Origin of the sequence: Microbispora sp. H10836, from assembly GCF_012999525.1 — a bacterium.
Taxonomy (GTDB): Bacteria; Actinomycetota; Actinomycetes; order Streptosporangiales; family Streptosporangiaceae; genus Microbispora.
In genome coordinates this window covers 1-22053 of record NZ_JABBWU010000017.1, presented here as the reverse complement: position 1 = coordinate 22053, position 22053 = coordinate 1, and the positions used below count along the sequence as shown (strand labels likewise).

General features: G+C 67.2%; 29 protein-coding genes. All 29 read right to left on the bottom strand.

Annotated features, from left to right (window positions below):
* Window positions 1–32 precede the first annotated feature (32 nt).
* Entirely contained in the window at window positions 33–860 is an 828-nt protein-coding gene (gene map / locus HHX30_RS27845; RefSeq protein WP_169985178.1) for a type I methionyl aminopeptidase, read from the bottom strand.
* A gap of 86 nt (window positions 861–946) precedes the next feature.
* Window positions 947–1600, bottom strand: coding sequence for an adenylate kinase (locus HHX30_RS27840; RefSeq protein ID WP_169985176.1), 654 nt, complete (start codon window positions 1598–1600; stop codon window positions 947–949).
* Window positions 1600–2907, bottom strand: coding sequence for a preprotein translocase subunit SecY (gene secY, locus HHX30_RS27835; RefSeq protein ID WP_169985174.1), 1308 nt, complete (start codon window positions 2905–2907; stop codon window positions 1600–1602). Before secY ends, HHX30_RS27840 begins: the two co-directional genes overlap by 1 nt.
* Before the next feature lie 182 nt (window positions 2908–3089).
* Entirely contained in the window at window positions 3090–3545 is a 456-nt protein-coding gene (gene rplO / locus HHX30_RS27830; RefSeq protein ID WP_169985172.1) for a 50S ribosomal protein L15, read from the bottom strand.
* A 2-nt stretch (window positions 3546–3547) separates the two neighbouring features.
* Window positions 3548–3730, bottom strand: a complete 183-nt coding sequence (gene rpmD, locus HHX30_RS27825; protein WP_169985170.1) for a 50S ribosomal protein L30 — start codon at window positions 3728–3730, stop codon at window positions 3548–3550.
* A 2-nt stretch (window positions 3731–3732) separates the two neighbouring features.
* A complete protein-coding gene (rpsE, locus tag HHX30_RS27820) occupies window positions 3733–4365 on the bottom strand; it encodes a 30S ribosomal protein S5 (protein ID WP_030508336.1) in 633 nt (210 codons plus the stop codon).
* Window positions 4366–4429: 64 nt separating this feature from the next.
* Window positions 4430–4813 carry a 50S ribosomal protein L18 gene (gene rplR, locus HHX30_RS27815; RefSeq protein WP_169985168.1) on the bottom strand — a complete coding sequence of 128 codons (384 nt, stop codon included), beginning with the start codon at window positions 4811–4813 and terminating at the stop codon, window positions 4430–4432.
* A 2-nt stretch (window positions 4814–4815) separates the two neighbouring features.
* Window positions 4816–5358 carry a 50S ribosomal protein L6 gene (rplF, locus tag HHX30_RS27810; protein ID WP_169985166.1) on the bottom strand — a complete coding sequence of 181 codons (543 nt, stop codon included), beginning with the start codon at window positions 5356–5358 and terminating at the stop codon, window positions 4816–4818.
* Between the two features lie 18 nt (window positions 5359–5376).
* Window positions 5377–5775 carry a 30S ribosomal protein S8 gene (rpsH, locus tag HHX30_RS27805; protein ID WP_111699902.1) on the bottom strand — a complete coding sequence of 133 codons (399 nt, stop codon included), beginning with the start codon at window positions 5773–5775 and terminating at the stop codon, window positions 5377–5379.
* A gap of 110 nt (window positions 5776–5885) precedes the next feature.
* Complete coding sequence (locus HHX30_RS27800) at window positions 5886–6071, bottom strand: type Z 30S ribosomal protein S14 (protein ID WP_030451489.1); 186 nt, start codon at window positions 6069–6071, stop codon at window positions 5886–5888.
* A gap of 2 nt (window positions 6072–6073) precedes the next feature.
* Window positions 6074–6643 carry a 50S ribosomal protein L5 gene (gene rplE, locus HHX30_RS27795; protein ID WP_169985165.1) on the bottom strand — a complete coding sequence of 190 codons (570 nt, stop codon included), beginning with the start codon at window positions 6641–6643 and terminating at the stop codon, window positions 6074–6076.
* Window positions 6643–6942, bottom strand: coding sequence for a 50S ribosomal protein L24 (gene rplX / locus HHX30_RS27790; protein WP_249350538.1), 300 nt, complete (start codon window positions 6940–6942; stop codon window positions 6643–6645). The genes rplE and rplX overlap by 1 nt, the downstream gene beginning before the upstream one ends.
* An 8-nt stretch (window positions 6943–6950) precedes the next feature.
* The gene (gene rplN / locus HHX30_RS27785; protein WP_030508330.1) at window positions 6951–7319 is read right to left on the bottom strand and encodes a 50S ribosomal protein L14; all 369 of its coding nucleotides are present in this window, start codon (window positions 7317–7319) and stop codon (window positions 6951–6953) included.
* Window positions 7320–7508: 189 nt separating this feature from the next.
* Window positions 7509–7793, bottom strand: a complete 285-nt coding sequence (rpsQ, locus tag HHX30_RS27780) for a 30S ribosomal protein S17 (protein ID WP_169985161.1) — start codon at window positions 7791–7793, stop codon at window positions 7509–7511.
* Window positions 7786–8022 (bottom strand): 50S ribosomal protein L29, encoded by a 237-nt coding sequence (gene rpmC / locus HHX30_RS27775; RefSeq protein ID WP_169985159.1) that lies wholly within the window; start codon window positions 8020–8022, stop codon window positions 7786–7788. Before rpmC ends, rpsQ begins: the two co-directional genes overlap by 8 nt.
* Window positions 8022–8441 carry a 50S ribosomal protein L16 gene (gene rplP, locus HHX30_RS27770; RefSeq protein WP_030508327.1) on the bottom strand — a complete coding sequence of 140 codons (420 nt, stop codon included), beginning with the start codon at window positions 8439–8441 and terminating at the stop codon, window positions 8022–8024. Before rplP ends, rpmC begins: the two co-directional genes overlap by 1 nt.
* Before the next feature lie 2 nt (window positions 8442–8443).
* Complete coding sequence (gene rpsC / locus HHX30_RS27765) at window positions 8444–9292, bottom strand: 30S ribosomal protein S3 (protein WP_169985158.1); 849 nt, start codon at window positions 9290–9292, stop codon at window positions 8444–8446.
* Window positions 9292–9645 carry a 50S ribosomal protein L22 gene (gene rplV / locus HHX30_RS27760; RefSeq protein WP_036328517.1) on the bottom strand — a complete coding sequence of 118 codons (354 nt, stop codon included), beginning with the start codon at window positions 9643–9645 and terminating at the stop codon, window positions 9292–9294. The genes rpsC and rplV overlap by 1 nt, the downstream gene beginning before the upstream one ends.
* A gap of 33 nt (window positions 9646–9678) precedes the next feature.
* Window positions 9679–9957, bottom strand: a complete 279-nt coding sequence (gene rpsS / locus HHX30_RS27755; protein ID WP_055506384.1) for a 30S ribosomal protein S19 — start codon at window positions 9955–9957, stop codon at window positions 9679–9681.
* Window positions 9958–9968: 11 nt separating this feature from the next.
* A complete protein-coding gene (rplB, locus tag HHX30_RS27750; RefSeq protein ID WP_169985156.1) occupies window positions 9969–10805 on the bottom strand; it encodes a 50S ribosomal protein L2 in 837 nt (278 codons plus the stop codon).
* A 130-nt stretch (window positions 10806–10935) separates the two neighbouring features.
* Window positions 10936–11238, bottom strand: coding sequence for a 50S ribosomal protein L23 (gene rplW / locus HHX30_RS27745; protein WP_139573662.1), 303 nt, complete (start codon window positions 11236–11238; stop codon window positions 10936–10938).
* On the bottom strand, window positions 11238–11888 hold the full coding sequence (rplD, locus tag HHX30_RS27740; RefSeq protein ID WP_169985154.1) for a 50S ribosomal protein L4: 651 nt from the start codon (window positions 11886–11888) through the stop codon (window positions 11238–11240). Before rplD ends, rplW begins: the two co-directional genes overlap by 1 nt.
* A complete protein-coding gene (gene rplC / locus HHX30_RS27735; protein WP_169985152.1) occupies window positions 11885–12541 on the bottom strand; it encodes a 50S ribosomal protein L3 in 657 nt (218 codons plus the stop codon). Before rplC ends, rplD begins: the two co-directional genes overlap by 4 nt.
* A gap of 13 nt (window positions 12542–12554) precedes the next feature.
* A complete protein-coding gene (rpsJ, locus tag HHX30_RS27730) occupies window positions 12555–12863 on the bottom strand; it encodes a 30S ribosomal protein S10 (protein WP_012887830.1) in 309 nt (102 codons plus the stop codon).
* Window positions 12864–13108: 245 nt separating this feature from the next.
* Window positions 13109–14302, bottom strand: coding sequence for an elongation factor Tu (gene tuf / locus HHX30_RS27725; RefSeq protein ID WP_169985150.1), 1194 nt, complete (start codon window positions 14300–14302; stop codon window positions 13109–13111).
* Between the two features lie 170 nt (window positions 14303–14472).
* Window positions 14473–16521 (bottom strand): elongation factor G, encoded by a 2049-nt coding sequence (gene fusA, locus HHX30_RS27720; RefSeq protein WP_211592653.1) that lies wholly within the window; start codon window positions 16519–16521, stop codon window positions 14473–14475.
* An 84-nt stretch (window positions 16522–16605) separates the two neighbouring features.
* Window positions 16606–17076, bottom strand: coding sequence for a 30S ribosomal protein S7 (gene rpsG, locus HHX30_RS27715; RefSeq protein WP_142616379.1), 471 nt, complete (start codon window positions 17074–17076; stop codon window positions 16606–16608).
* 1 nt (window position 17077) lies between these two features.
* Window positions 17078–17452: a 30S ribosomal protein S12 gene (rpsL, locus tag HHX30_RS27710; RefSeq protein WP_030508316.1), complete on the bottom strand. Its 375-nt coding sequence runs from the start codon at window positions 17450–17452 to the stop codon at window positions 17078–17080.
* Between the two features lie 572 nt (window positions 17453–18024).
* Window positions 18025–21900: a DNA-directed RNA polymerase subunit beta' gene (locus tag HHX30_RS27705; protein ID WP_169985147.1), complete on the bottom strand. Its 3876-nt coding sequence runs from the start codon at window positions 21898–21900 to the stop codon at window positions 18025–18027.
* Between the last annotated feature and the right edge of the window lie 153 nt (window positions 21901–22053).

The window sequence follows — 22053 nt, the reverse complement described above, 5'->3', positions numbered from 1 at the left end:
TGGTGCAGGTGCCGCCAGGACGGGCGGAGCCGTCAGGCGGTCTCCCCCGCCTCGGCCCCGGCGCCGGAGAAGCGGGAGGCGCCTCCGTCGAGCGCGGTGAGGACCAGCGGGCCGTTCTCCGTCACCGCGACGCTGTGCTCGAAGTGGGCGGACGCGCGGCCGTCGAGGGTGACGACCGTCCAGTCGTCGGCCAGCACCTTGGTCCGATCGGTGCCGAGGTTCACCATCGGCTCGATCGCGAAACACATGCCCACCTCGAAGCGGGGGCCGCGCCCCGGACGGCCGTGGTTGGCCACCCAGGGGTCCATGTGCATCTCGGTGCCGATGCCGTGCCCGCCGTACTCCTGGGGGATGCCGTAGCGGCCCTGAGACCGCACGTACTGCTCGATCTGGTGGCCGATGTCGCTCAGGTGCCCGCCGGCCCGCAGGGCGGCGATGCCCCGCCACATGGCCTCCTCGGTCACCCGCATGAGCTCGGTCAGCTTGGGGTCCACCTCCCCGATCCCGACGGTGATCGCCGAGTCTCCGTGCCACCCGTCGAGGATCGCGCCGCAGTCGATGGAGATGATGTCGCCCTCGCGCAGCGCGCGGCGGTCGGTGGGGATGCCGTGGACGACCTCGTCGTTCACGGAAGCGCAGATCGTGGCGGGGAAGCCCTGGTAACCCTTGAACGACGGGATCGCGCCCTCGCTCCGGATCGCCTCCTCGGCGATGGCGTCGAGGTCGAGCGGCGTCATCCCGGGCCGGACCGACGTCCGGAGCAACTCCAGCGTCCGGCCGACGACCAGGCCGGCCGCGCGCATCTTCTCCAGTTGCTCCGCGCTCTTGATCTGGATTCCGTGCCGGTTCTTCTTGAACACGCAATACACCCCCTCTCGAAATTGTCCCATATAAGCCTGAACGCCACCCCATGGAGTGGAGTGGCGTTCCCGGCCGCGGTAATGGTTCAGTCGGCGAACCGTCGCAGCGCCGACATCGCCCGCTGGGTGATCTCCTCGACCGGCCCGGTCGCGTCGACCCCCTGCAGGATGCCCTCGTCGGCGTAGAACGAGATGAGCGGCGACGTCTGCTCCTGGTAGACCTCCAGGCGCCGCCTGATGGTCTCCTCGCGGTCGTCGTCCCGCTGGAAGAGCTCCCCGCCGCAGGCGTCGCAGACGCCCTCCACCGCAGGCGGGTCGAACAGCACATGCCACACCTTGCCGCAGGAACGGCACGTACGGCGCCCGGCCAGGCGGCGTACGACCTCGTCGTCCTCGACGACCAGGTTGAGGACCACGTCGAGCGCTGTGCCGAACTCGGCCAGCATCTTCTTGAGGACCTCGGCCTGGGGCACGTTGCGGGGAAAGCCGTCCAGGAGGAAGCCCTCCTGCGCGTCATCCTCCGACAACCGGTCGCGGACCATGGCCACGGTCACCTCGTCGGGGACGAGGTCACCGCGGTCCATGTACTCCTTGGCAAGTTTGCCGAGCTCCGTGCCGCCGGAGACGTTGGCACGGAAGATGTCGCCTGTCGAGATTTTCGGGATCGACAGGTGCGATGCGATGAACTGGGCCTGCGTCCCCTTACCCGCTCCGGGGGGCCCAACCAGGACGACGCGCACTATCTCAGGAAGCCCTCGTAGTTGCGCTGCTGAAGCTGGCTCTCGATCTGCTTGACCGTGTCCAGACCAACACCAACCATGATCAGAATGCTGGTCCCTCCGAACGGGAAGTTCTGGCTCGCCCCGGCCACCCCCAGTGCGATGATCGGGATGAGCGAGATCAAACCCAGATACGGAGCACCTGTGGCCGTGAGCCTGTTGAGCACGTAGCTCAGGTACTCAGCGGTCGGCCGGCCCGGGCGGATGCCCGGGATGAACCCACCGTACTTCTTCATGTTGTCAGCCACTTCAGCGGGGTTGAAAGTGATGGACACGTAGAAGTAGGTGAAGAAGACGATCATCAGGAAGAACGTGGCCATGTAGACCGGATGGTCGCCCCTGACCAGGTACTGGGCAAGCCAGTCGACGACGACGTTGGGGTTCTGACTGTTGCCGAACAGCGTCACCATAAGCTGCGGCAGGTACAGCAGCGACGAGGCGAAGATGACCGGGATGATGCCGGCCTGGTTCACCTTGAGCGGGATGTAGGTCGAGGTGCCGCCGTACATCCGCCGGCCGACCATCCGCTTGGCGTACTGCACCGGGATGCGGCGCTGCGCCTGCTCGATGAAGACGACGACGCCGATCATCACGACACCGACGATCATCACGATGACGAACTTGAAGGGGCTGAGCCGGTAGATGTTCACCAGCTCGGACGGGAACACCGCGATGACCTGAGTGAAGATCAGGATCGACATGCCGTTGCCGACGCCGCGGTCGGTGACGAGCTCGCCCAGCCACATGATCACAGCCGTACCGGCGGTCATCGTGATGACCATGGTCACGAGCGGGAAGACCTCCTGGCTCAGCAGGACCTGCTCGTTACAGCTGGGGAAGAGCTGCCCGCTGCGGGCCAGCGCGACGAAGGCCGTCGACTGGAGCACCGACAGCCCGATGGTCAGATAACGTGTGTACTGCGTGATCTTCGCCGTTCCCGACTGGCCCTCCTTCTTGAGGGCCTCCAGCCGGGGGATCACCACCGTCAGCAGCTGCAGGATGATGCTCGCGGTGATGTACGGCATGATGCCGAGCGCGAACACTGAAAGTTTCAACAGGGCGCCGCCGCTGAAGAGCTGCACCATCCCGTAGATGTTGCCGGCGTCTCCCGCCTGGGCCTGCTCTAGACACAGGGCCACGTTCTGGGCGTTGACGCCCGGAGTGGGAAGCACCGAGCCAAGCCGGAACAGCACGATGATGCCCAATGTGAAGAGCAGCTTCTTGCGCAGGTCCGGCGTCCGGAACGCCCGGGTTATCGCGGTCAGCACGGTCCCTCCTGCGCGCCAGTGACGCGGTTACGGTCGGCGATGGCCCGCAAGGCGTCCATCGACATGTCTTTCTGCCAGAGTGCTTGGTCAGACACGGGCCAGAGCCTCGTGCCAGGCGAACTCTAACGCACTACGGGCGCGGAGGCTCATAACGAACCTCCGCGCCTCGTGGAGCGTCATGCCTACAGCTCGGAAACCGAGCCACCGGCAGCGGCGATCTTCTCCTTCGCGCTGGCGGAGAAGGCGTGCGCCTGCACGTTCACCGCCACGGAGATGTCGCCGGTGCCCAGCACCTTCACGGGCTGGTTCTTGCGGACCGCACCCTTGGCCACCAGGTCGTCGAGCGTGACGTCGCCGCCCTGGGGGAACAGCTCCCCGAGCCTGTCCAGGTTGACGACCTGGTAGGTCGTCTTGAACAGGGCGTTGGAGAAGCCCTTCAGCTTCGGCAGCCGCCGCTGGAGCGGGACCTGGCCACCCTCGAAGCCCGGCATCACTGCCGTACGGGCCCGGGTGCCCTTGGTGCCACGGCCGGCCGTCTTGCCCTTGGAGCCCTCGCCACGGCCCTTGCGGGTCTTGGCCTTGTTGGAGCCGGGGGCCGGACGGAGGTCGTGGATCTTGAGCGGAGCGTTCTCGGTCATGACTAGTCGACCTCCTCAACAACGACGAGGTGCGACACCTTGGCGACCATGCCCCGGATCTCGGGACGGTCCTCCTTGACGACCACGTCGCCGATTCGCTTCAGGCCCAGCGAACGCAGCGAGTCACGCTGGTTCTGCTGGCCGCCGATCTTGGACCGGGTCTGGGTGATCTTCAGGCGAGCCATCGCTAGCTCACCGCCTTCGCGGCAGCCGCGGCCTCGGCCAGACCCTCGGCGCGAGCCTTCAGCATGGCCTTGGGAGCGACGTCCTCGATCGGCAGGCCACGACGGGCCGCGATCTCCTCGGGCCTGCTGAGGCCCTTGAGAGCCGCCACGGTGGCGTGCACGATGTTGATCGGGTTGTCCGAGCCGAGCGACTTGGACAGCACGTCGTGGATCCCGGCGCACTCCAGGACCGCGCGAACCGGGCCGCCCGCGATGACGCCCGTACCGGGCGAGGCCGGACGCAGGAGGACGACGCCGGCGGCGTCCTCGCCCTGCACCGGGTGCGGGATGGTGCCCTGGATGCGCGGGACCTTGAAGAAGTGCTTCTTGGCCTCCTCGACGCCCTTGGCGATCGCCGCAGGCACCTCCTTGGCCTTGCCGTAGCCGACCCCGACGAGGCCGTTGCCGTCGCCGACGATGACCAGCGCGGTGAAGCTGAAGCGCCGGCCGCCCTGGACGACCTTGGCCACTCGGTTGATCTTTACGACGCGCTCGATGTACGAGACGCCCTTGTCTGCGGCGCCACCGCGGCGGTCATCACGACGGTCACGCCGCTCGCCACCGCCGCCGGCACCGCGACGCGGAGCTGCAGCCATCAGTGGTTCCTCTTCTCGTTGCTCTTGGGACGGGTCATGAGGCGCGACCCTCGGACCGGAGCCATCAGAACTCCAGCCCGCCTTCACGGGCGCTGTCCGCGAGAGCGGCGATCCGCCCCGCGTAGCGGTTGCCACCGCGGTCGAACACGACAGCGGTGATCCCGGCGGTCTTGGCCCGCTGAGCGAGAAGCTCGCCGACCTTCTTCGCCTTCTCGGTCTTGTCACCCTCGGCGCCGCGCAGGGAGGCGTCCATGGTGGAGGCGCTCACCAGCGTGTGGCCCTGGGTGTCGTCGACGATCTGCACGAACAGGTGACGCGTGGACCGGTTGACGACCAGACGCGGACGCTCGGTCGTGCCGAACACGTTCTTGCGGACGCGGTTGTGCCGGCGGGCCCGGGAGACCGTGCGGGCGGCCGTGTGCTTGCCGTACGCAGCCTTTCCAGCCATGCCTACTTACCAGCCTTTCCGACCTTGCGGCGGATAACCTCGCCCTGGTAGCGCACACCCTTGCCCTTGTACGGGTCCGGCTTGCGCAGCTTCCTGATGTTCGCGGCGACCTCGCCGACCTTCTGCTTGTCGATGCCGTCCACGTGGAACAGGGTCGGCTTCTCGACACGGAAGGAGACGCCCTCAGGCGCGTCGATGATCACCGGGTGGCTGAAGCCCAGCGAGAACTCCAGCTGCGTCGGGCCCTTGGCCGCGACGCGGTAACCGACGCCGACGATCTCCAGCGTCTTCGTGTAGCCCTGCGTGACACCCGCCACCATGTTGGCGATGAGCGTGCGCGACAGGCCGTGCAGCGCACGAACCTTGTTCTCGTCGTTCGGGCGGGTGACGGCGATGTTGCCGTCCTCGCCACGCGAGACCTCGATGGGCTCGGCGACCGTGTGAGTGAGCGTGCCCTTGGGCCCCTTGACCTGGACCGCCCGGCCGTCGATCGTGATGTCGACACCCGCCGGTACGGGGATGGGCAGCCGTCCGATTCGCGACATGCTGAGTTCCTCCCCTCGTTACCAGACGTAGGCGAGGACTTCCCCGCCCACTCCACGCTTGCTCGCCTGCCGGTCCGTCATCAGACCGCCGGACGTCGAGATGATCGCGACGCCCAAGCCGCCCAGAACGCGGGGCAGGTTGTCCTTCTTTGCGTAGACCCGCAGACCGGGCTTCGACACCCGGCGCAGGCCGGCGATGGAGCGCTCGCGGGTGGGGCCGAACTTCAGCTCCATCACGAGGTTCTTGCCGACCTTCGCGTCCTCGACGCTCCAGCCCTGGATGTAGCCCTCCTGCTGGAGGATCTCCGCGATGTGTGCCTTGATCTTCGAGTAAGGCATGCTCACGGTGTCGTGATAGGCCGAGTTCGCGTTCCGCAGACGCGTCAGCATGTCTGCGATCGGGTCGGTCATCGTCATGGCCGGTGGCCTTCCTCACCGCGGTTTCCCGATGGGACCTTCGGTGCGGTCGTGGGCGCTGTGGTCAGCGCCCGGTTGATAAGACTTCTGTACGGCTGGCCCGCGAGGGCTTACCAGCTCGACTTGGTGATGCCGGGCAGCTCGCCCCGGTGCGCCATCTCGCGGAAGCACACGCGGCACAGCCCGAACTTGCGGTAGACAGCGCGGGGACGGCCGCAGCGGGAACACCGAGTGTACGCCCGGACCTCGAACTTCTGCTTGCGCGCTGCCTTGACCTTCAGCGACGTCTTCGCCATGATCAGGCCTCCTTGAAGGGGAATCCGAGGAGCTTCAGCAGCGCCCGGCCCTGCTCGTCGTTCTTCGCGGTGGTCACGACCGTGATGTCCATGCCCCGCTGCCGGTCGACCTTGTCCTGGTCGACCTCGTGGAACATGACCTGCTCGGTGAGGCCGAAGGTGTAGTTGCCGTTGCCGTCGAACTGCTTCGGCGACAGGCCGCGGAAGTCCCGGATACGCGGCAGCGCCAGGGACAGCAGACGGTCGAGGAACTCCCACATGCGGTCGCCGCGCAGCGTCACGTGCGCACCGATCGGCATGCCCTCGCGCAGCTTGAACTGCGCGATGGACTTGCGGGCGCGGGCGACGGCCGGCTTCTGGCCGGTGATGGCGGTGAGGTCGCGCACGGCGCCCTCGATGAGCTTCGAGTCGCGGGCGGCCTCGCCGACGCCCATGTTCACCTTGATCTTGGTGATCGTGGGCACCTGCATGATGTTCTCGATGCCGAACTCCTCGCGCAGCTTCGCGATGATCTCCTCGCGGTAGCGCTGCTTGAGGCGCGGAAGAGTCCGCTCTTCAGTGGTCGCGGTCATCAGTTGTCCTCACCCGTCGCCTCGGCGTCGCCCTTCGCGGCGGCCTTCTTCTCGGGCTTCTTCTCGTCATCCTTGAGCTTCTTGACGTTGCTCACGTGGATGGGAGCCTCCATGGTCTGCACGCCGCCTTCCTTGGCGCCGCGCGGTCCCTGGTTGGTGACCTTGGAGTGCTTCTTGATCATGTTGACGCCCTCGACCACCACGCGCTCATCGCGCGGGTAGGCGGCGATGATCCGGCCCTTGGCGCCCTTGTCCTTGCCCGCGATGACCTGGACGAGGTCACCCTTCTTCACGTGCAGCTTCGGCATCACAGCACCTCCGGCGCGAGCGAGATGATGCGCATGAACTTCTTGTCGCGCAGTTCACGGCCCACCGGGCCGAAGATGCGGGTGCCCCGGGGGTCGCCGCTGTCCTTGATGATGACGGCGGCGTTCTCGTCGAAGCGGATGTAGGAGCCGTCGGGGCGGCGGCGCTCCTTCACGGTGCGCACCACGACAGCCTTGACAACGTCGCCTTTCTTAACGCCTCCGCCGGGAATGGCGTCCTTCACCGTGCCCACGATGATGTCGCCGATTCCCGCGTAGCGCCGACCCGAGCCACCGAGCACGCGGATGCAAAGGATTTCCTTCGCACCCGTGTTGTCGGCGACCTTGAGCCGCGACTCCTGCTGGATCACGTCTACTCCTGTGTGTCGTGCCGGTTCTCACCCTGGTGGTGAGCCTGGCCGAACTGATGTGGTCTTTTTCCCTCGGCGACAGCCGTACGACCGCCGCCGCTGGCGGACGGGGCCGACAGCCGGCCCCGCCCCTTGGACACCGTCGTGGGGGGCGGTCTCCCACCCCCCACGAGGCGCGTCTAAGTGAGGTTACTTGGCCTTCTCGAGGATCTCGACGACTCGCCACCGCTTGGTGGCCGACAGCGGCCGGGTCTCCATCAGGAGGACGCGGTCGCCGACGCCGCAGGAGTTCTGCTCGTCGTGGGCCTTGTACTTCGTCGTACGGCGGATGACCTTGCCGTACAGCGGGTGCTTGACGCGGTCCTCGACGGCGACGACGACGGTCTTGTCCATCTTGTCGCTGACGACCAGGCCCTCACGGGTCTTGCGGTAGTTCCGCGTCTCAGTGGTCGGGGTCTCGGTTGCTTCAGACATCGCTCGGCTCCTTCTCGACCGTGACGATTCCGAGCTCGCGCTCGCGCATCACGGTGTAGATGCGGGCGATCTCGTGGCGGACGGCGCGCAGCCGCCCGTGGCTCTCCAGCTGCCCGGTCGCCGCCTGGAAGCGGAGGTTGAACAGCTCCTCCTTGGCTTCCTTCAGCTTCTGGACCAGGACCTCCTGGTCCTCGACTCGCAGCTCCGCGGCGGTCAGACCCTTAGCCATCACGCCTCACCCACTTCACGCTTGACGAAACGGCACTTCATGGGGAGCTTGTGCATCGCGCGCCGCATGGCCTCGCGGGCCACGGGCTCGGCGACACCGGACAGCTCGAACATGACACGGCCGGGCTTGACATTGGCGATCCACCACTCCGGAGAGCCCTTACCGGAACCCATGCGGGTCTCGGCCGGCTTCTTCGTCAGGGGGCGGTCCGGGAAGATGTTGATCCACACCTTGCCGCCACGGCGGATGTGCCGGGTCATGGCGATACGTGCGGCCTCGATCTGGCGGTTGGTCACGTAGGAGTGCTCAAGCGCCTGAATGCCGAACTCGCCGAAGACGACCCGGGTGCCGCCCTTGGCGGCGCCGCTGCGGTCGGGCCGGTGCTGCTTGCGGTGCTTGACCCTGCGCGGGATCAGCATGGTCAGCTCCCTTCAGCACCCGGCTGCTCCGCCGGGCCGGTCTCGGGGGCGGCCTGCGCGGCCGCCTCGGTCCTGGGGGCGCGGTCGGGACGACCCGCCCCACCACGACGGGGACGGTCGCCGCCGCCACGACGCGGACGCTCGCCCGCACCACCGCGACGGTCGTCACGCTCACGACGCTGGCTCGCACGGGCGCCGGCCGCGGCCGCCTCCCGCTCGGAGCGGCTGGTCGGGGCCTCGCCCTTGTAGATCCACACCTTCACGCCGATGCGGCCGAAGGTGGTGCGGGCCTCGTAGAAGCCGAAGTCCACGTCGGCCCGGAGCGTGTGCAGGGGCACGCGGCCCTCGCGGTAGAACTCCGAGCGCGACATCTCGGCGCCGCCGAGACGGCCGGAGCACTGGACACGGATGCCCTTGGCCCCGCTCTTCATGGCGGACTGCATGGCCTTACGCATGGCACGGCGGAACGAGACGCGGCTGGACAGCTGCTCGGCCACGCCCTGCGCGACGAGCTGCGCGTCGATCTCGGGGTTCTTCACCTCGAGGATGTTCAGCTGGACCTGCTTCTTGGTCAGCTTCTCCAGGTCGCCGCGGATGCGGTCGGCCTCGGCGCCGCGACGGCCGATGACGATGCCCGGCCGGGCGGTGTGGATGTCGACCTGGACGCGGTCGGTCGTGCGCTCGATCTCGACCTTGGAGATGCCGGCCCGCTCCATGCCCTTCTGCAGCATGCGACGGATCGCCACGTCCTCGGCGACGTACGACTTGTACAGCTTGTCGGCGTACCACCGGCTCTTGAAGTCGGTCGTGATGCCGAGGCGGAACCCGTGCGGGTTAACCTTCTGGCCCACTAGCGGGTCCTTCCCTTCGGCTCGCGGGACTCCACGATCACGGTGATGTGGCTCGTCCGCTTGTTGATCCGATAGGCACGACCCTGGGCACGCGGGCGGAAGCGCTTGAGCGTCGGGCCCTCGTCGACCCACGCCCGGCTCACGAAGAGCGTGTCCCGGTCGAGCTTGAAGTTGTGCTCAGCGTTCGCGATCGCGCTCGAGAGCACCTTGTAGACGGTCTCGCTCGCCGACTGGGGAGCGAACTGCAGCACGGCCTGCGCCTCCGAAGCGGGCAGCCCGCGAATGAGGTCCACCACACGGCGGGCCTTCCGGGGCGTGTGGCGCGCGTACCGCGCCTGTGCCCTGGCTTCCATCGCTTTCTCCTCTAACTGCTGGCTTGAAGGCGCTTACCGCCGGCTGCGGCGGTCTTCCTTGACGTGGCTGCGGAACGTCCGCGTGGGGGCGAACTCACCGAGCTTGTGGCCGATCATCGAATCGGTGACGAACACCGGAACGTGCTTGCGGCCGTCGTGCACGGCGATCGTGTGGCCGATCATGTCGGGCACGATCATGGAGCGCCGCGACCACGTCTTGATGACGTTCTTGGTGCCCTTCTCGTTCTGGGCGTCCACCTTCTTCTGCAGGTGGTCGTCCACGAAGGGACCCTTCTTAAGACTACGTGGCATATCGGCTGCTCCTACCGCTTCTTCCTCTTGCTCCGACGACGGATGATCAGCCGGTCGCTCGGCTTGTTCGGCTGCCGCGTGCGGCCCTCGGGCTTGCCCTTCGGGTTCACCGGGTGGCGACCACCGGAGGTCTTGCCCTCACCACCACCGTGCGGGTGGTCGACCGGGTTCATGGCGACACCGCGGACCGTGGGGCGCTTGCCCTTCCAGCGGTTGCGGCCGGCCTTGCCGATGCTGATGTTGGACTGCTCGGCGTTGCCCACCTGGCCCACCGAGGCCCGGCAGCGCACGTCGACCTGGCGCATTTCTCCGGACGGCATACGCAGGGTCGCGTACATGCCCTCCTTGGCGAGCAGCTGGATCTGCGCGCCGGCGCTGCGGCCGAGCTTGGCGCCGCCACCGGGGCGAAGCTCCACCGCGTGGATGAAGGTACCGGTCGGGATGTTGCGCAGCGGCAGGCAGTTGCCCGGCTTGATGTCGGCCGTGGGGCCGTTCTCGACCCGGTCCCCCTGCTTGAGGCCGGCCGGGGCGAGGATGTAGCGCTTCTCGCCGTCGGCGTAGTGCAGCAGCGCGATGCGGGAGGTGCGGTTCGGGTCGTACTCGATGTGCGCGACCTTGGCCGGGATCCCGTCCTTGTCGTGGCGGCGGAAGTCGATGATCCGGTAGGCGCGCTTGTGCCCGCCTCCCTGGTGCCGGGCGGTCACCCGGCCGTGGACGTTACGGCCGCCCTTGCTGTGCAGTGGGGCAAGCAGCGACTTCTCCGGCGTGCTGCGCGTGATCTCGGCGAAGTCCGAGACGCTCGCGCCGCGCCGACCCGGAGTCGTCGGCTTGTACTTACGGATGCCCATCTTTTTCGTTCATCCTTCGTCGGTTCGTACCGGTCGGGGTCCGCCTCACGGCGGTCCCCCCGGTGCTTTCTTCCTCGGGGCCGGTCCCTCGCACGGTGGCGAGGGGCCCCTCTCCCCGCTGCGGCAGGTGCTAGCCGATCTGACCGAAGATGTCGATCCGCTCACCCTCGGCCAGGCTCACGATCGCGCGCTTCGTGGTCGGGCGCTGGCCGTAGCCGTGCTTGGTCCGCTTGCGCTTGCCCTGGCGGTTGATCGTGTTCACGCCGGTCACCTTGACACCGAAGATCTGCTCGACGGCGATCTTCACCTGCGTCTTGTTGGCACCCTTGCGCACCAGGAACGTGTACTTGTTGTGCTCATCGATCAGGCCGTAGCTCTTCTCGGAGACGATCGGCTTGAGGATGATGTCGCGCGGGTCGGCGATCTTCTGCATCAGGCCTCTTCCTTCCCGCTGTTCGCCAGCCGGGCCACGACCTGGTCGTAGGCCTCACGGGTGAAGACCAGGTCGTCGTGGCACAGCACGTCGTAGGTGTTCAGCTGTCCCGCGTCCAGCAGGTGGACCTCGGGCGCGTTGCGCAGGCTGAGCCAGGTGACCTCGTCGTTCTCGTCGACCACGACGAGAACGCTGCGGGCCTGCGTGATCTTCCGCAGCGCCTCCAGGGCGGCCTTGGTCTTGGGCGTGTCACCCGTGACCAGGCTGCTCACCACGTGGACGCGGCCGCCGCCGGCGCGGTCGGACAGCGCGCCCTTGAGGGCCGCCGCCTTCATCTTCTTGGGCGTCCGCTGCTCGTACGAGCGCGGCTGCGGGCCGTGGACGACGCCACCACCGGCGAACTGCGGAGCGCGGGTCGAACCCTGGCGCGCACGGCCGGTGCCCTTCTGCCGGTACGGCTTCTTGCCGCCGCCGGAGACGTTGCCGCGGGTCTTGGTGGCGTGGGTGCCCTGCCGGCGCGCGGCGAGCTGGGCGACGACCACCTGGTGGATCAGCGGGACGTTGACCTTGGCGCCGAAGACCTCCTCGGGGAGGTCGACGGTCCCCGCCTTGGCGCCGCTGGCGTCGAGGACGTCAATGGTCGTGGTCACTTCGCAGCAACCCCCTTCTTGGCAGCGGTGCGGAGGAGGACCAGGCTGCCGTTGGCGCCGGGGATCGCACCCTTGATCAGGATGAGGCCCTTCTCGGCGTCCACGGCGTGCACCTTGAGGCTCTGGACCGTCGTGCGGACGTTGCCCATCCGGCCGGCCATACGCAGGCCCTTGAAGACGCGGCCCGGGGTGGCGCAGCCACCGATGGAACCCGGGGAGCGGTGCTTGCGCTGGGTACCGTGCGAAGCGCCCAGACCACGGAAGTTGTGGCGCTTCATGACACCGGCGAAGCCCTTGCCCTTGCTCTTGCCAGTGACGTCGACGTACTGGCCGGCCTCGAAGGTGTCGGCGAGGAGCTCCTGGCCGACCGTGTACTCGGAGGCGTCGTCGGTGCGTACCTCGGTGAAGTAGCGGCGCGGGGTGATGTCGTGCTTGCGCAGGTAGTCGCCCAGGGGCTTGTTCACCTTGCGCGGGTCGATCTGCCCGTAGCCGAGCTGGACGGCGGAGTAGCCGTCCTTCTCCGGAGTGCGGACCCGGGTCACCACGCACGGACCGGCCTCGACGACGGTGACCGGGATCACCCGGTTCGCCTCATCGAAGACCTGGGTCATGCCGAGCTTCTTGCCCAGGACGCCCTTGATCTGCTTAGCCATGTCAGTGCGTTCCTTAAAGCTTGATCGAGATGTCCACGCCGGCGGGAAGGTCGAGACGCATGAGCGAGTCGACCGTCTTCGGCGTCGGGTCGATGATGTCAATCAGCCGCTTGTGCGTACGCATTTCGAAGTGCTCGCGGCTGTCCTTGTACTTGTGCGGCGACCGGATGACGCAGTACACGTTCTTCTCGGTCGGCAGCGGCACCGGGCCAGCGACCTTGGCGCCGGTCCGCGTCACCGTCTCGACGATCTTCTTGGCCGAGCTGTCGATGACCTCGTGGTCATACGCCTTAAGCCGGATGCGGATCTTCTGTCCCGCCATAATGGCCTCGGTGTCCTTCGCTGTCGTCCTATAAAGCTTCACGCGGCCTGTTGCCGCAGGTCGGTTTCCACGAGGCCGACGTCCGGATCCCGTCCGGTGTTCCGTGATCTGGCAGTGGCTTCGGTCGAAGTGCGGCCGAAAGCACTGCGAGATCACGGTCTCGTCGTTCGTGGGGGGTCGTCTCCGGCCCCTGCGCGGTGCGGCGGTCAGGCCCTCGTGGACCCGACCGCCGCCCAGCGGTGCTGCTACTTGATGACCTTCGTCACGCGACCGGCGCCGACGGTGCGGCCACCCTCGCGGATCGCGAACTTGAGGCCTTCCTCCATCGCGATCGGCTGGATGAGCTGGACGGTCATCTCGGTGTTGTCACCGGGCATGACCATCTCGGTGCCCTCCGGCAGGTTCACGACACCGGTCACGTCAGTCGTACGGAAGTAGAACTGCGGCCGGTAGTTGTTGAAGAACGGCGTGTGGCGGCCGCCCTCGTCCTTGGACAGGATGTAGACCTGCGCCTCGAACTCGGTGTGCGGGGTGGTCGTGCCCGGCTTGATGACACACTGGCCGCGCTCGACGTCCTCGCGCTTGATGCCGCGCAGGAGCAGACCGACGTTGTCACCGGCCTGGCCCTCGTCAAGGAGCTTGCGGAACATCTCGACGCCGGTGACGGTCGTCGTGGTGCTCTTCTCCTTGATGCCGATGATGTCGACGGTCTCGTTGACCTTGACGATGCCGCGCTCGATACGGCCGGTGACGACGGTGCCGCGTCCGGTGATCGAGAACACGTCCTCGATCGGCATGAGGAAGGGCTTGTCGGTGTCACGAACGGGCTCGGGGACGTTCTCGTCCACGGCGTTCATGAGCTCGATGATCGAGTCGCCCCACTTCTCGTCGCCCTCGAGCGCCTTGAGCGCCGATACGCGCACGACCGGCAGGTCGTCGCCCGGGAACTCCTGGGCGGACAGCAGCTCGCGGACCTCGAGCTCGACGAGCTCCAGGATCTCCTCGTCGTCGACCATGTCGGCCTTGTTGAGGGCCACGACGATGTAGGGGACGCCGACCTGGCGGGCCAGGAGGACGTGCTCCTTCGTCTGCGGCATCGGACCGTCGGTCGCCGCGACCACCAGGATCGCGCCGTCCATCTGGGCGGCACCGGTGATCATGTTCTTCACGTAGTCGGCGTGACCGGGGCAGTCCACGTGGGCGTAGTGGCGCTTCTCGGTCTGGTACTCGACATGCGCGATGGAGATGGTGATTCCGCGAGCCTTCTCCTCGGGCGCCTTGTCGATCTTGTCGAACGGGGTCGCCTCGTTGAGCTGCGGGAAACGGTCGTGAAGCACCTTGGTGATCGCCGCGGTCAGAGTGGTCTTGCCGTGGTCGATGTGCCCAATGGTGCCGATGTTCACGTGCGGCTTGTTCCGCTCGAACTTGGCCTTGGCCACTGGTCTGTCTCCTTAGAGATTTCTGACTTGACTTGCGTCTTCTACCTCAGGCTCTGTACGGCGGGGCGCCCGAGAGCGCCCCACCTTACAGCGAGCGGAACTTTTTCGTCCCGAGCCCCTCTGGCTACGGGGCGACCATCTCTACGGCGCCCCGCCACAGTGGTGCGGAACTATTCGCCCCGAGCCTTCGCGACGATCTCCTTGGCGATGCCCGGGGGCACCTCCGCGTAGGAGTCGAACTGCATGCTGTAGCTCGCCCGCCCCTGAGTGCGGCTGCGCAGGTCGCCCACGTAGCCGAACATCTCGGAGAGCGGAACGAGCGCCCTGATGACACGGGCGCCGGACCGTTCGTCCATTGCCTGGATCTGTCCGCGACGACCGTTGAGGTCGCCGATGACGTCTCCCATGTAGTCCTCGGGCGTGGTGACCTCGACGGCCATCATCGGCTCGAGGAGTACGGCGTCCGCCTTGCGCGCGGCCTCCTTGAAGGCCATCGAGCCGGCGATCTTGAAGGCCATTTCCGACGAGTCGACCTCGTGGAAGGCACCGTCCTGCAGCGTGACCTTGACGCCGACCATCGGGTAGCCGGCGAGCACGCCGAACTCGGCCGCCTCCTGCGCGCCCGCGTCCACGGACGGGATGTACTCCCGCGGGATGCGGCCACCGGTGACCTTGTTCTCGAACTCGTAACCGTCGTTGCCCTCGCCCAGCGGCTCCAGGTTGATGATCACGCGAGCGAACTGGCCGGAACCACCGGTCTGCTTCTTGTGCGTGTACTCGACCTTCTCCACCTTGCGGCGAATGGTCTCGCGGTAGGCGACCTGCGGGCGGCCGACGTTCGCCTCGACCTTGAACTCGCGGCGCATCCGGTCGACGAGGATCTCCAGGTGGAGCTCGCCCATACCCCAGATGACCGTCTGGCCGGTCTCCTCGTCCCGGCGGACCTGGAAGGACGGGTCCTCCTCGGCCAGCCGCTGGATCGCGGTGCCCAGCTTCTCCTGGTCGCCCTTGGTCTTGGGCTCGATCGCGACGTTGATGACCGGCGCGGGGAACGTCATCGACTCGAGGACGACCTGCTTGACCGGGTCCGACAGAGTGTCGCCGGTGGTGGTGTCCTTCAGGCCCATGACGGCCACGATCTGACCAGCGGTCGCGGACGGGCGCTCCTCGCGCTTGTTCGCGTGCATCTGGTAGATCTTGCCGATCCGCTCCTTCTTGCCCTTGACCGAGTTCACCACGGTGGTGCCGGTCTCGAGCGTTCCGGAGTAGACGCGGATGTAGGTGAGCTTGCCCAGGTGCGGGTCGCTCATGATCTTGAACGCCAGCGCCGCGAAAGGCTCGTTCGGGTCCGCGTGACGCTCGACGATCTCCTCCTCGTTGCCCACCGCGTGGCCCTTGAAGGCCGGGATGTCGGTGGGGGCGGGGAGATAGGCGACGATCGCGTCGAGCAGGGGCTGCACGCCCTTGTTCTTGAACGCGGTGCCACACAGGACCGGGTTGATCGCGCCGGCGACCGTCGCCCGGCGGATGGCCGCGACGAGCTGCTCCTCGGTGGGCTCGACACCCTCCAGGAAGAGCTCCATGAGCTCGTCGTCGTTCTCGGCGACCGTCTCGACCAGCTTGTCGCGCCACTCGCGGGCCGCGTCGGCGTGGTCGGCCGGGATGTCGACGGTGTCGTACATCTCGCCCTTGGCCGCCTCGGCGCTCCAGAGCAGGCCCTTCATCTTCACCAGGTCGATGACGCCCTTGAAGTCGGCCTCGACGCCCCAGGGAAGCTGGATGACCACCGGGGTGGAACCCAGCCGGCTGATCATCATGTCGACGCAGCGGTGGAACTCCGCACCGACCCGGTCCATCTTGTTCACGAAGCAGATGCGGGGCACGCCGTACCGGTCGGCCTGGCGCCAGACCGTCTCCGACTGCGGCTCCACGCCGGCGACGCCATCGAACACCGCGACCGCGCCGTCGAGAACACGCAGCGACCGCTCGACCTCGATGGTGAAGTCCACGTGTCCGGGCGTGTCGATGATGTTGATCGTGTGATCAAGCCAGCTGCAGGTGGTGGCGGCAGACGTGATGGTGATGCCGCGCTCCTGCTCCTGCTCCATCCAGTCCATGGTGGCAGCGCCCTCATGGACCTCACCCAGCTTGTAGTTGATGCCGGTGTAGAACAGGATGCGCTCAGTCGTCGTGGTCTTGCCCGCGTCGATGTGGGCCATGATCCCGATGTTGCGGACCCTGGCCAGGTCAAGAGCGGTCGTGGTGGCCACTTCTTCGCGTCCTTAACTCGTCGTCGGTGCTCACTACCAGCGGTAGTGCGCGAAGGCCTTGTTGGACTCGGCCATCTTGTGCGTGTCCTCGCGCCGCTTGACGCTGGCGCCGAGGCCGTTGCTCGCGTCGAGCAGCTCGTTCATGAGCCGCTCGGTCATGGTCTTCTCGCGGCGCGCCCGGGAGTACTGGACGATCCACCGCAGCGCCAGCGTGGTGCTGCGCGAGGCCTTGACCTCGACCGGCACCTGGTAGGTGGCGCCACCGACGCGGCGGCTCTTCACCTCGAGCGTCGGGCGGACGTTGTCGAGAGCGCGCTTGAGGGTGACGACCGGGTCGTTGCCGGTCTTCTCCCTGCAGCCCTCGAGGGCGCCGTAGACGATCGACTGCGCGAGGGAGCGCTTGCCGTCCAGGAGAACCTTGTTGATGAGCGCGGTGACCAGCGGCGAGTTGTGCACCGGGTCAGCGACCAGCTGGCGGCGGCCAGGGGAACCCTTGCGCGGCATGTCAGCTCTTCTCCTTCTTCGCGCCGTAGCGGCTGCGGGCCTGCTTGCGGTTGCGGACAGCCTGGGTGTCCAGCGAACCACGGATGATCTTGTAGCGAACACCCGGCAGGTCCTTCACACGACCACCACGCACGAGCACCATCGAGTGCTCCTGGAGGTTGTGGCCCACCCCGGGGATGTAAGCCGTGACCTCGATGCCGTTGGTGAGCCGAACACGGGCCACCTTGCGCAGCGCCGAGTTGGGCTTCTTGGGGGTCGTCGTGTAAACGCGGGTGCAAACGCCGCGCCGCTGCGGGCTCCCCTTGAGGGCAGGAGTCTTGGTCTTGCTGACCTTGTCCTGCCGGCCCTTCCGGACCAACTGCTGAATGGTGGGCACCGCGTCTCCGTTTCGTGCCTAGCCGGTGATACGTAGGACCCGATCGAGGTGGCGATGCCGCCTCTCACAGGCTTGCAGGTACTGCCGGTGTCATGACCTGCTGGTTTTCCATCCCCTTCGACCCACGCGCTCGGGCGTGTCGCGCTCTTGTCAGAGCACACCCGGGCGGACCCGGTCGATCTGGAGGAGTCACACGGCGCCCCCCACACGCTTTCCTCATCGAAAAGCGGTATTTGAGCGCACGCATGCGAGCCCACAGACGGGCACGAAGGTAAAGCCTACCCGCCCCCGTACAACACGTCAAAACAGAGGAGGACGCCCCGGAGGGACGCGCCCCGCTGTCCTGACGTGCCGCTTCGCCGCCGGCCCGAGCCGGACCGCCGAAGGACTCGGCCCCCTATCATACCGCTCCCACGAGCGGCTTCTCACACTTTCGGCGCCGTCCCCGCCCCGTGCCGCCGGAGACCACGCCTGCACCCGGAGCGTGGACAACGGGAAGCGGCCCGGGGCGAGATGCCCCGGGCCGCTTCCGTGCGTTCACCGCCGCGGCGATCGCTCACCGCGGCGACATGTCAACGGCCGTACTGGCCGAAGTCGTACTCCTCCAGCGGGACGGCCTCGCCGCTGCCCGAGCCGAAGGTGTAGTCCGCCGCCGAGCCGTCGTAGCCGCCGACCGTGTACATCGCGGCCTTGGCCTCCTCGGTCGGCTCCACCCGGATGTTGCGGTACTGGGGCATGCCCGTACCGGCCGGGATGAGCTTACCGATGATGACGTTCTCCTTGAGGCCGAGCAGCGAGTCCGACTTGGCGTGGATCGCCGCGTCGGTGAGAACTCGCGTCGTCTCCTGGAAGGACGCCGCCGACAGCCACGACTCGGTGGCCAGCGAGGCCTTGGTGATGCCCATCAGGACCGGACGGCCGGCGGCCGGCTGGCCGCCCTCCGCCACGGTCTGACGGTTGATCGCCTCGAAGCGCGGCCGCTCGACCAGCTCGCCGGGCAGCAGCTCGGTGTCGCCGGACTCCAGCACGTTCACGCGCTTGAGCATCTGCCGGACGATGACCTCGATGTGCTTGTCGTGGATCGACACACCCTGCGAGCGGTAGACCTGCTGCACCTCGTCCACCAGGTGGAGCTGGACGGCACGCGGGCCGAGGATGCGCAGGACCTCGTTCGGGTTGCGCGCACCGGCGACCAGAAGCTGGCCGACGTCCACGTGCTGCCCCTCAGAGACCAGCAGCCGCGACCGCATCGACACCGGGTAGGCGACCTCCTCGGAGCCGTCGTCCGGAGTGATGACGATCTTGCGGGTCTTGTCGGTCTCGTCGATCCGGACGCGGCCGGCGACCTCGCTGATCGGGGCGACACCCTTGGGGATGCGCGCCTCGAACAGCTCCTGCACACGCGGCAGACCGTGGGTGATGTCGGCGCCCGCCACACCACCGGTGTGGAAGGTACGCATGGTCAGCTGGGTGCCGGGCTCACCGATCGACTGGGCCGCGATGATGCCGACGGCCTCGCCGACGTCCACCAGCTTGCCGGTGGCCAGGGAGCGGCCGTAGCAGGTCGCGCAGACACCGATCTTGGCCTCGCAGACGAGCGTGCTGCGGGTCCTGACGGTCTCGATGCCGGCGTTCACCAGCGCCGTGACCACGTCGTCGTTGATGTCGACGCCCGCCGACGCGACGAGCTTGCCGTCCACCTCGACGTCCTCGGCCAGGATGCGGCCGTGCACGTTGCTCTCGGCGTTCTCGGCCTTGACCAGGTTGCCCTGCGGGTCGCGCTCGCCGACGTGCAGCGGGACGGCCCGGTCGGTGCCGCAGTCGATCTCACGCACGATGACGTCCTGCGCGACGTCGACCAGACGACGGGTCAGGTAACCGGAGTCGGCGGTCCGCAGAGCGGTGTCCGCCAGACCCTTCCGCTGGCCGTGGGTCGAGATGAAGTACTCCAGCACCGACAGGCCCTCGCGGAACGAGGACTTGATCGGCCGCGGGATCGTCTCACCCTTGGTGTTGGACACCAGGCCGCGGATGCCGGCGATCTGCCGCACCTGCATGCGGTTACCGCGGGCGCCGGAGTTGACCATCATCCAGACCGGGTTGGTCGCCGGGAACGCGTTGACCATGTCGGTCTCGACGTCCGCCGTCGCGTGGGTCCAGATCTCGATGAGCTCCTGACGGCGCTCCTCGTCGGTGATCAGACCGCGGTCGTACTCCCGCTGGACCTTGTCGGCACGCTTCTCGTACGACTCCATGATGGCGGCCTTGTTCGGCGGCGCCACGACGTCCTCGATGGAGATCGTGACACCGGCGCGGGTCGCCCAGTAGAAGCCGGCGTCCTTCAGCGAGTCGAGCGCGTTGGCCACCTCCACCTTCGGGTACCGCTCGGCCAGCTCGTTGACGATCGCCGAGAGCTGCTTCTTGCCGACCTGGTAGTTCACGAAGGGGTAGTTGGCGGGCAGCGTCTGGTTGAACAGGCACCGGCCCAGCGTGGTCTCCAGCCGGATCGGGTCGCCGGTCTCCCAGCCCTCGGGGGCCTCCCAGCCGCGCGGCGGCGGGACGTCCTTGAGGCGGACCTGGATCTTGGCCTGGATGTCCAGCTCGTGGCGGTCGTGGGCCATGAGGGCCTCCGACACCGTGGTGAACACCCGGCCCTCGCCCAGGCCACCCTCCTTCTGGGTGGTCAGCCAGTACAGACCGATGACCATGTCCTGGGTGGGCATCGTCACCGGCTTGCCGTCCGCCGGCTTGAGGATGTTGTTGGTGGACAGCATCAGGATCCGCGCCTCGGCCTGGGCCTCGGCCGACAGCGGCAGGTGCACCGCCATCTGGTCGCCGTCGAAGTCCGCGTTGAACGCGGTGCAGACGAGCGGGTGGATCTGGATGGCCTTGCCCTCGACCAGCTGCGGCTCGAAGGCCTGGATGCCCAGGCGGTGCAGGGTGGGCGCGCGGTTGAGCAGCACCGGGTGCTCGGTGATGACCTCTTCGAGCACGTCCCACACGACCGGCTTGGACCGCTCGACCATCCGCTTGGCGGACTTGATGTTCTGCGCGTGGTTGAGATCGACCAGGCGCTTCATCACGAACGGCTTGAACAGCTCCAGCGCCATCTGCTTGGGCAGGCCGCACTGGTGGAGCTTGAGCTGCGGGCCGACGACGATGACCGAACGGCCGGAGTAGTCGACACGCTTGCCGAGCAGGTTCTGCCGGAAACGACCCTGCTTACCCTTCAGCATGTCGCTGAGGGACTTCAGCGGACGGTTGCCGGGGCCCGTGACCGGGCGGCCGCGGCGGCCGTTGTCGAACAGGGCGTCGACGGCCTCCTGGAGCATCCGCTTCTCGTTGTTCACGATGATCTCGGGCGCGCCGAGGTCGAGCAGACGCTTGAGGCGGTTGTTCCGGTTGATGACCCGGCGGTACAGGTCGTTCAGGTCCGAGGTGGCGAAGCGGCCACCGTCGAGCTGGACCATCGGCCGCAGGTCCGGCGGGATCACCGGGATGCAGTCGAGGACCATGCCGCTCGGCGAGTTGCGGGTGTTGAGGAACGCCGCGACGACCTTGAGCCGCTTGAGGGCGCGGGCCTTCTTCTGGCCCTTGCCGCTGCGGATGGTCTCCCGCAGGTTCTCCGCCTCGGCCTCCAGGTCGAAGCTGGCCAGCCGCTCCTGGATGGCCTGGGCGCCCATGCCGCCGCGGAAGTAGCGGCCGAACCGGTCGCGCATCTCGCGGTAGAGCAGCTCGTCGCCCTCCAGGTCCTGGACCTTGAGGTTCTTGAAGCGGCTCCAGACCTCCTCGAGCCGGTCCAGCTCGCGCTGGGCCCGGTCGCGGAGCTGGCGCATCTCACGGTCGGCGCCCTCGCGCACCTTGCGGCGGGCGTCGCCCTTGGCGCCGGCGGCCTCCAGCTCGGCCAGGTCGGCCTCGAGCTTCTTCTGCCGGGCCTCGATGTCGGCGTCACGGCGCTGCTCGATGTGCTGCCGCTCGACGGAGATCTTCGCCTCCAGCGAGGGCAGGTCACGGTCACGCATCTCGAAGTCGACATGCGTGATCATGTACGCCGCGAAGTAGATGACCTTCTCCAGGTCCTTCGGGGCGAGGTCGAGCAGGTAACCGAGGCGCGACGGGACACCCTTGAAGTACCAGATGTGGGTGACCGGCGCGGCCAGCTCGATGTGGCCCATCCGCTCGCGGCGCACCTTGGCGCGCGTGACCTCGACGCCACAGCGCTCACAGATGATGCCCTTGAAGCGGACGCGCTTGTACTTGCCGCAGTAGCACTCCCAGTCCCGGGTCGGACCAAAGATCTTCTCGCAGAAGAGCCCGTCCTTTTCCGGCTTGAGGGTCCGGTAGTTGATGGTCTCCGGCTTCTTCACCTCGCCGTGCGACCACTGCCTGATGTCGTCGGCGGTCGCGAGGCCGATGCGCAGCTCGTCGAAGAAGTTGACGTCGAGCACTAGATAATCCCCTTTTGAATCAGACCTCGTCGACGGTCATCGCGCCCTCGTGGGGGCGCCGGGACAGGTCGATGCCGAGCTCCTCCGCCGCGCGGAAGACGTCCTCGTCGGTATCCCTCATCTCGATCGACATGCCGTCGCTGGAGAGAACCT

Excerpts from the sequence above, each read along its gene's own strand:
- rplO (WP_169985172.1), bottom strand. The coding sequence starts at position 3,545 with ATGACCGAGAACGCTCCGCTCAAGATCCACGACCTCCGTCCGGCCCCC.
- rpmD (WP_169985170.1), bottom strand. The coding sequence starts at position 3,730 with ATGGCTCGCCTGAAGATCACCCAGACCCGGTCCAAGATCGGCGGCCAG.
- rpsE (WP_030508336.1), bottom strand. The coding sequence starts at position 4,365 with ATGGCTGCAGCTCCGCGTCGCGGTGCCGGCGGCGGTGGCGAGCGGCGT.
- rplR (WP_169985168.1), bottom strand. The coding sequence starts at position 4,813 with ATGGCTGGAAAGGCTGCGTACGGCAAGCACACGGCCGCCCGCACGGTC.
- rplF (WP_169985166.1), bottom strand. The coding sequence starts at position 5,358 with ATGTCGCGAATCGGACGGCTGCCCATCCCCGTACCGGCGGGTGTCGAC.
- rpsH (WP_111699902.1), bottom strand. The coding sequence starts at position 5,775 with ATGACGATGACCGACCCGATCGCAGACATGCTGACGCGTCTGCGGAAC.
- HHX30_RS27800 (WP_030451489.1), bottom strand. The coding sequence starts at position 6,071 with ATGGCGAAGACGTCGCTGAAGGTCAAGGCAGCGCGCAAGCAGAAGTTC.
- rplE (WP_169985165.1), bottom strand. The coding sequence starts at position 6,643 with ATGACCGCGACCACTGAAGAGCGGACTCTTCCGCGCCTCAAGCAGCGC.
- rpsQ (WP_169985161.1), bottom strand. The coding sequence starts at position 7,793 with ATGTCTGAAGCAACCGAGACCCCGACCACTGAGACGCGGAACTACCGC.
- rpmC (WP_169985159.1), bottom strand. The coding sequence starts at position 8,022 with ATGGCTAAGGGTCTGACCGCCGCGGAGCTGCGAGTCGAGGACCAGGAG.
- rplP (WP_030508327.1), bottom strand. The coding sequence starts at position 8,441 with ATGCTGATCCCGCGCAGGGTCAAGCACCGCAAGCAGCACCGGCCCGAC.
- rplV (WP_036328517.1), bottom strand. The coding sequence starts at position 9,645 with ATGGAAGCCAGGGCACAGGCGCGGTACGCGCGCCACACGCCCCGGAAG.
- rpsS (WP_055506384.1), bottom strand. The coding sequence starts at position 9,957 with ATGCCACGTAGTCTTAAGAAGGGTCCCTTCGTGGACGACCACCTGCAG.
- rplB (WP_169985156.1), bottom strand. The coding sequence starts at position 10,805 with ATGGGCATCCGTAAGTACAAGCCGACGACTCCGGGTCGGCGCGGCGCG.
- rplW (WP_139573662.1), bottom strand. The coding sequence starts at position 11,238 with ATGCAGAAGATCGCCGACCCGCGCGACATCATCCTCAAGCCGATCGTC.
- rplC (WP_169985152.1), bottom strand. The coding sequence starts at position 12,541 with ATGGCTAAGCAGATCAAGGGCGTCCTGGGCAAGAAGCTCGGCATGACC.
- rpsJ (WP_012887830.1), bottom strand. The coding sequence starts at position 12,863 with ATGGCGGGACAGAAGATCCGCATCCGGCTTAAGGCGTATGACCACGAG.
- fusA (WP_211592653.1), bottom strand. The coding sequence starts at position 16,521 with ATGGCCCACATCGACGCGGGCAAGACCACGACGACTGAGCGCATCCTG.
- rpsG (WP_142616379.1), bottom strand. The coding sequence starts at position 17,076 with ATGCCGCGCAAGGGTTCCCCTGGCCGCCGCCAGCTGGTCGCTGACCCG.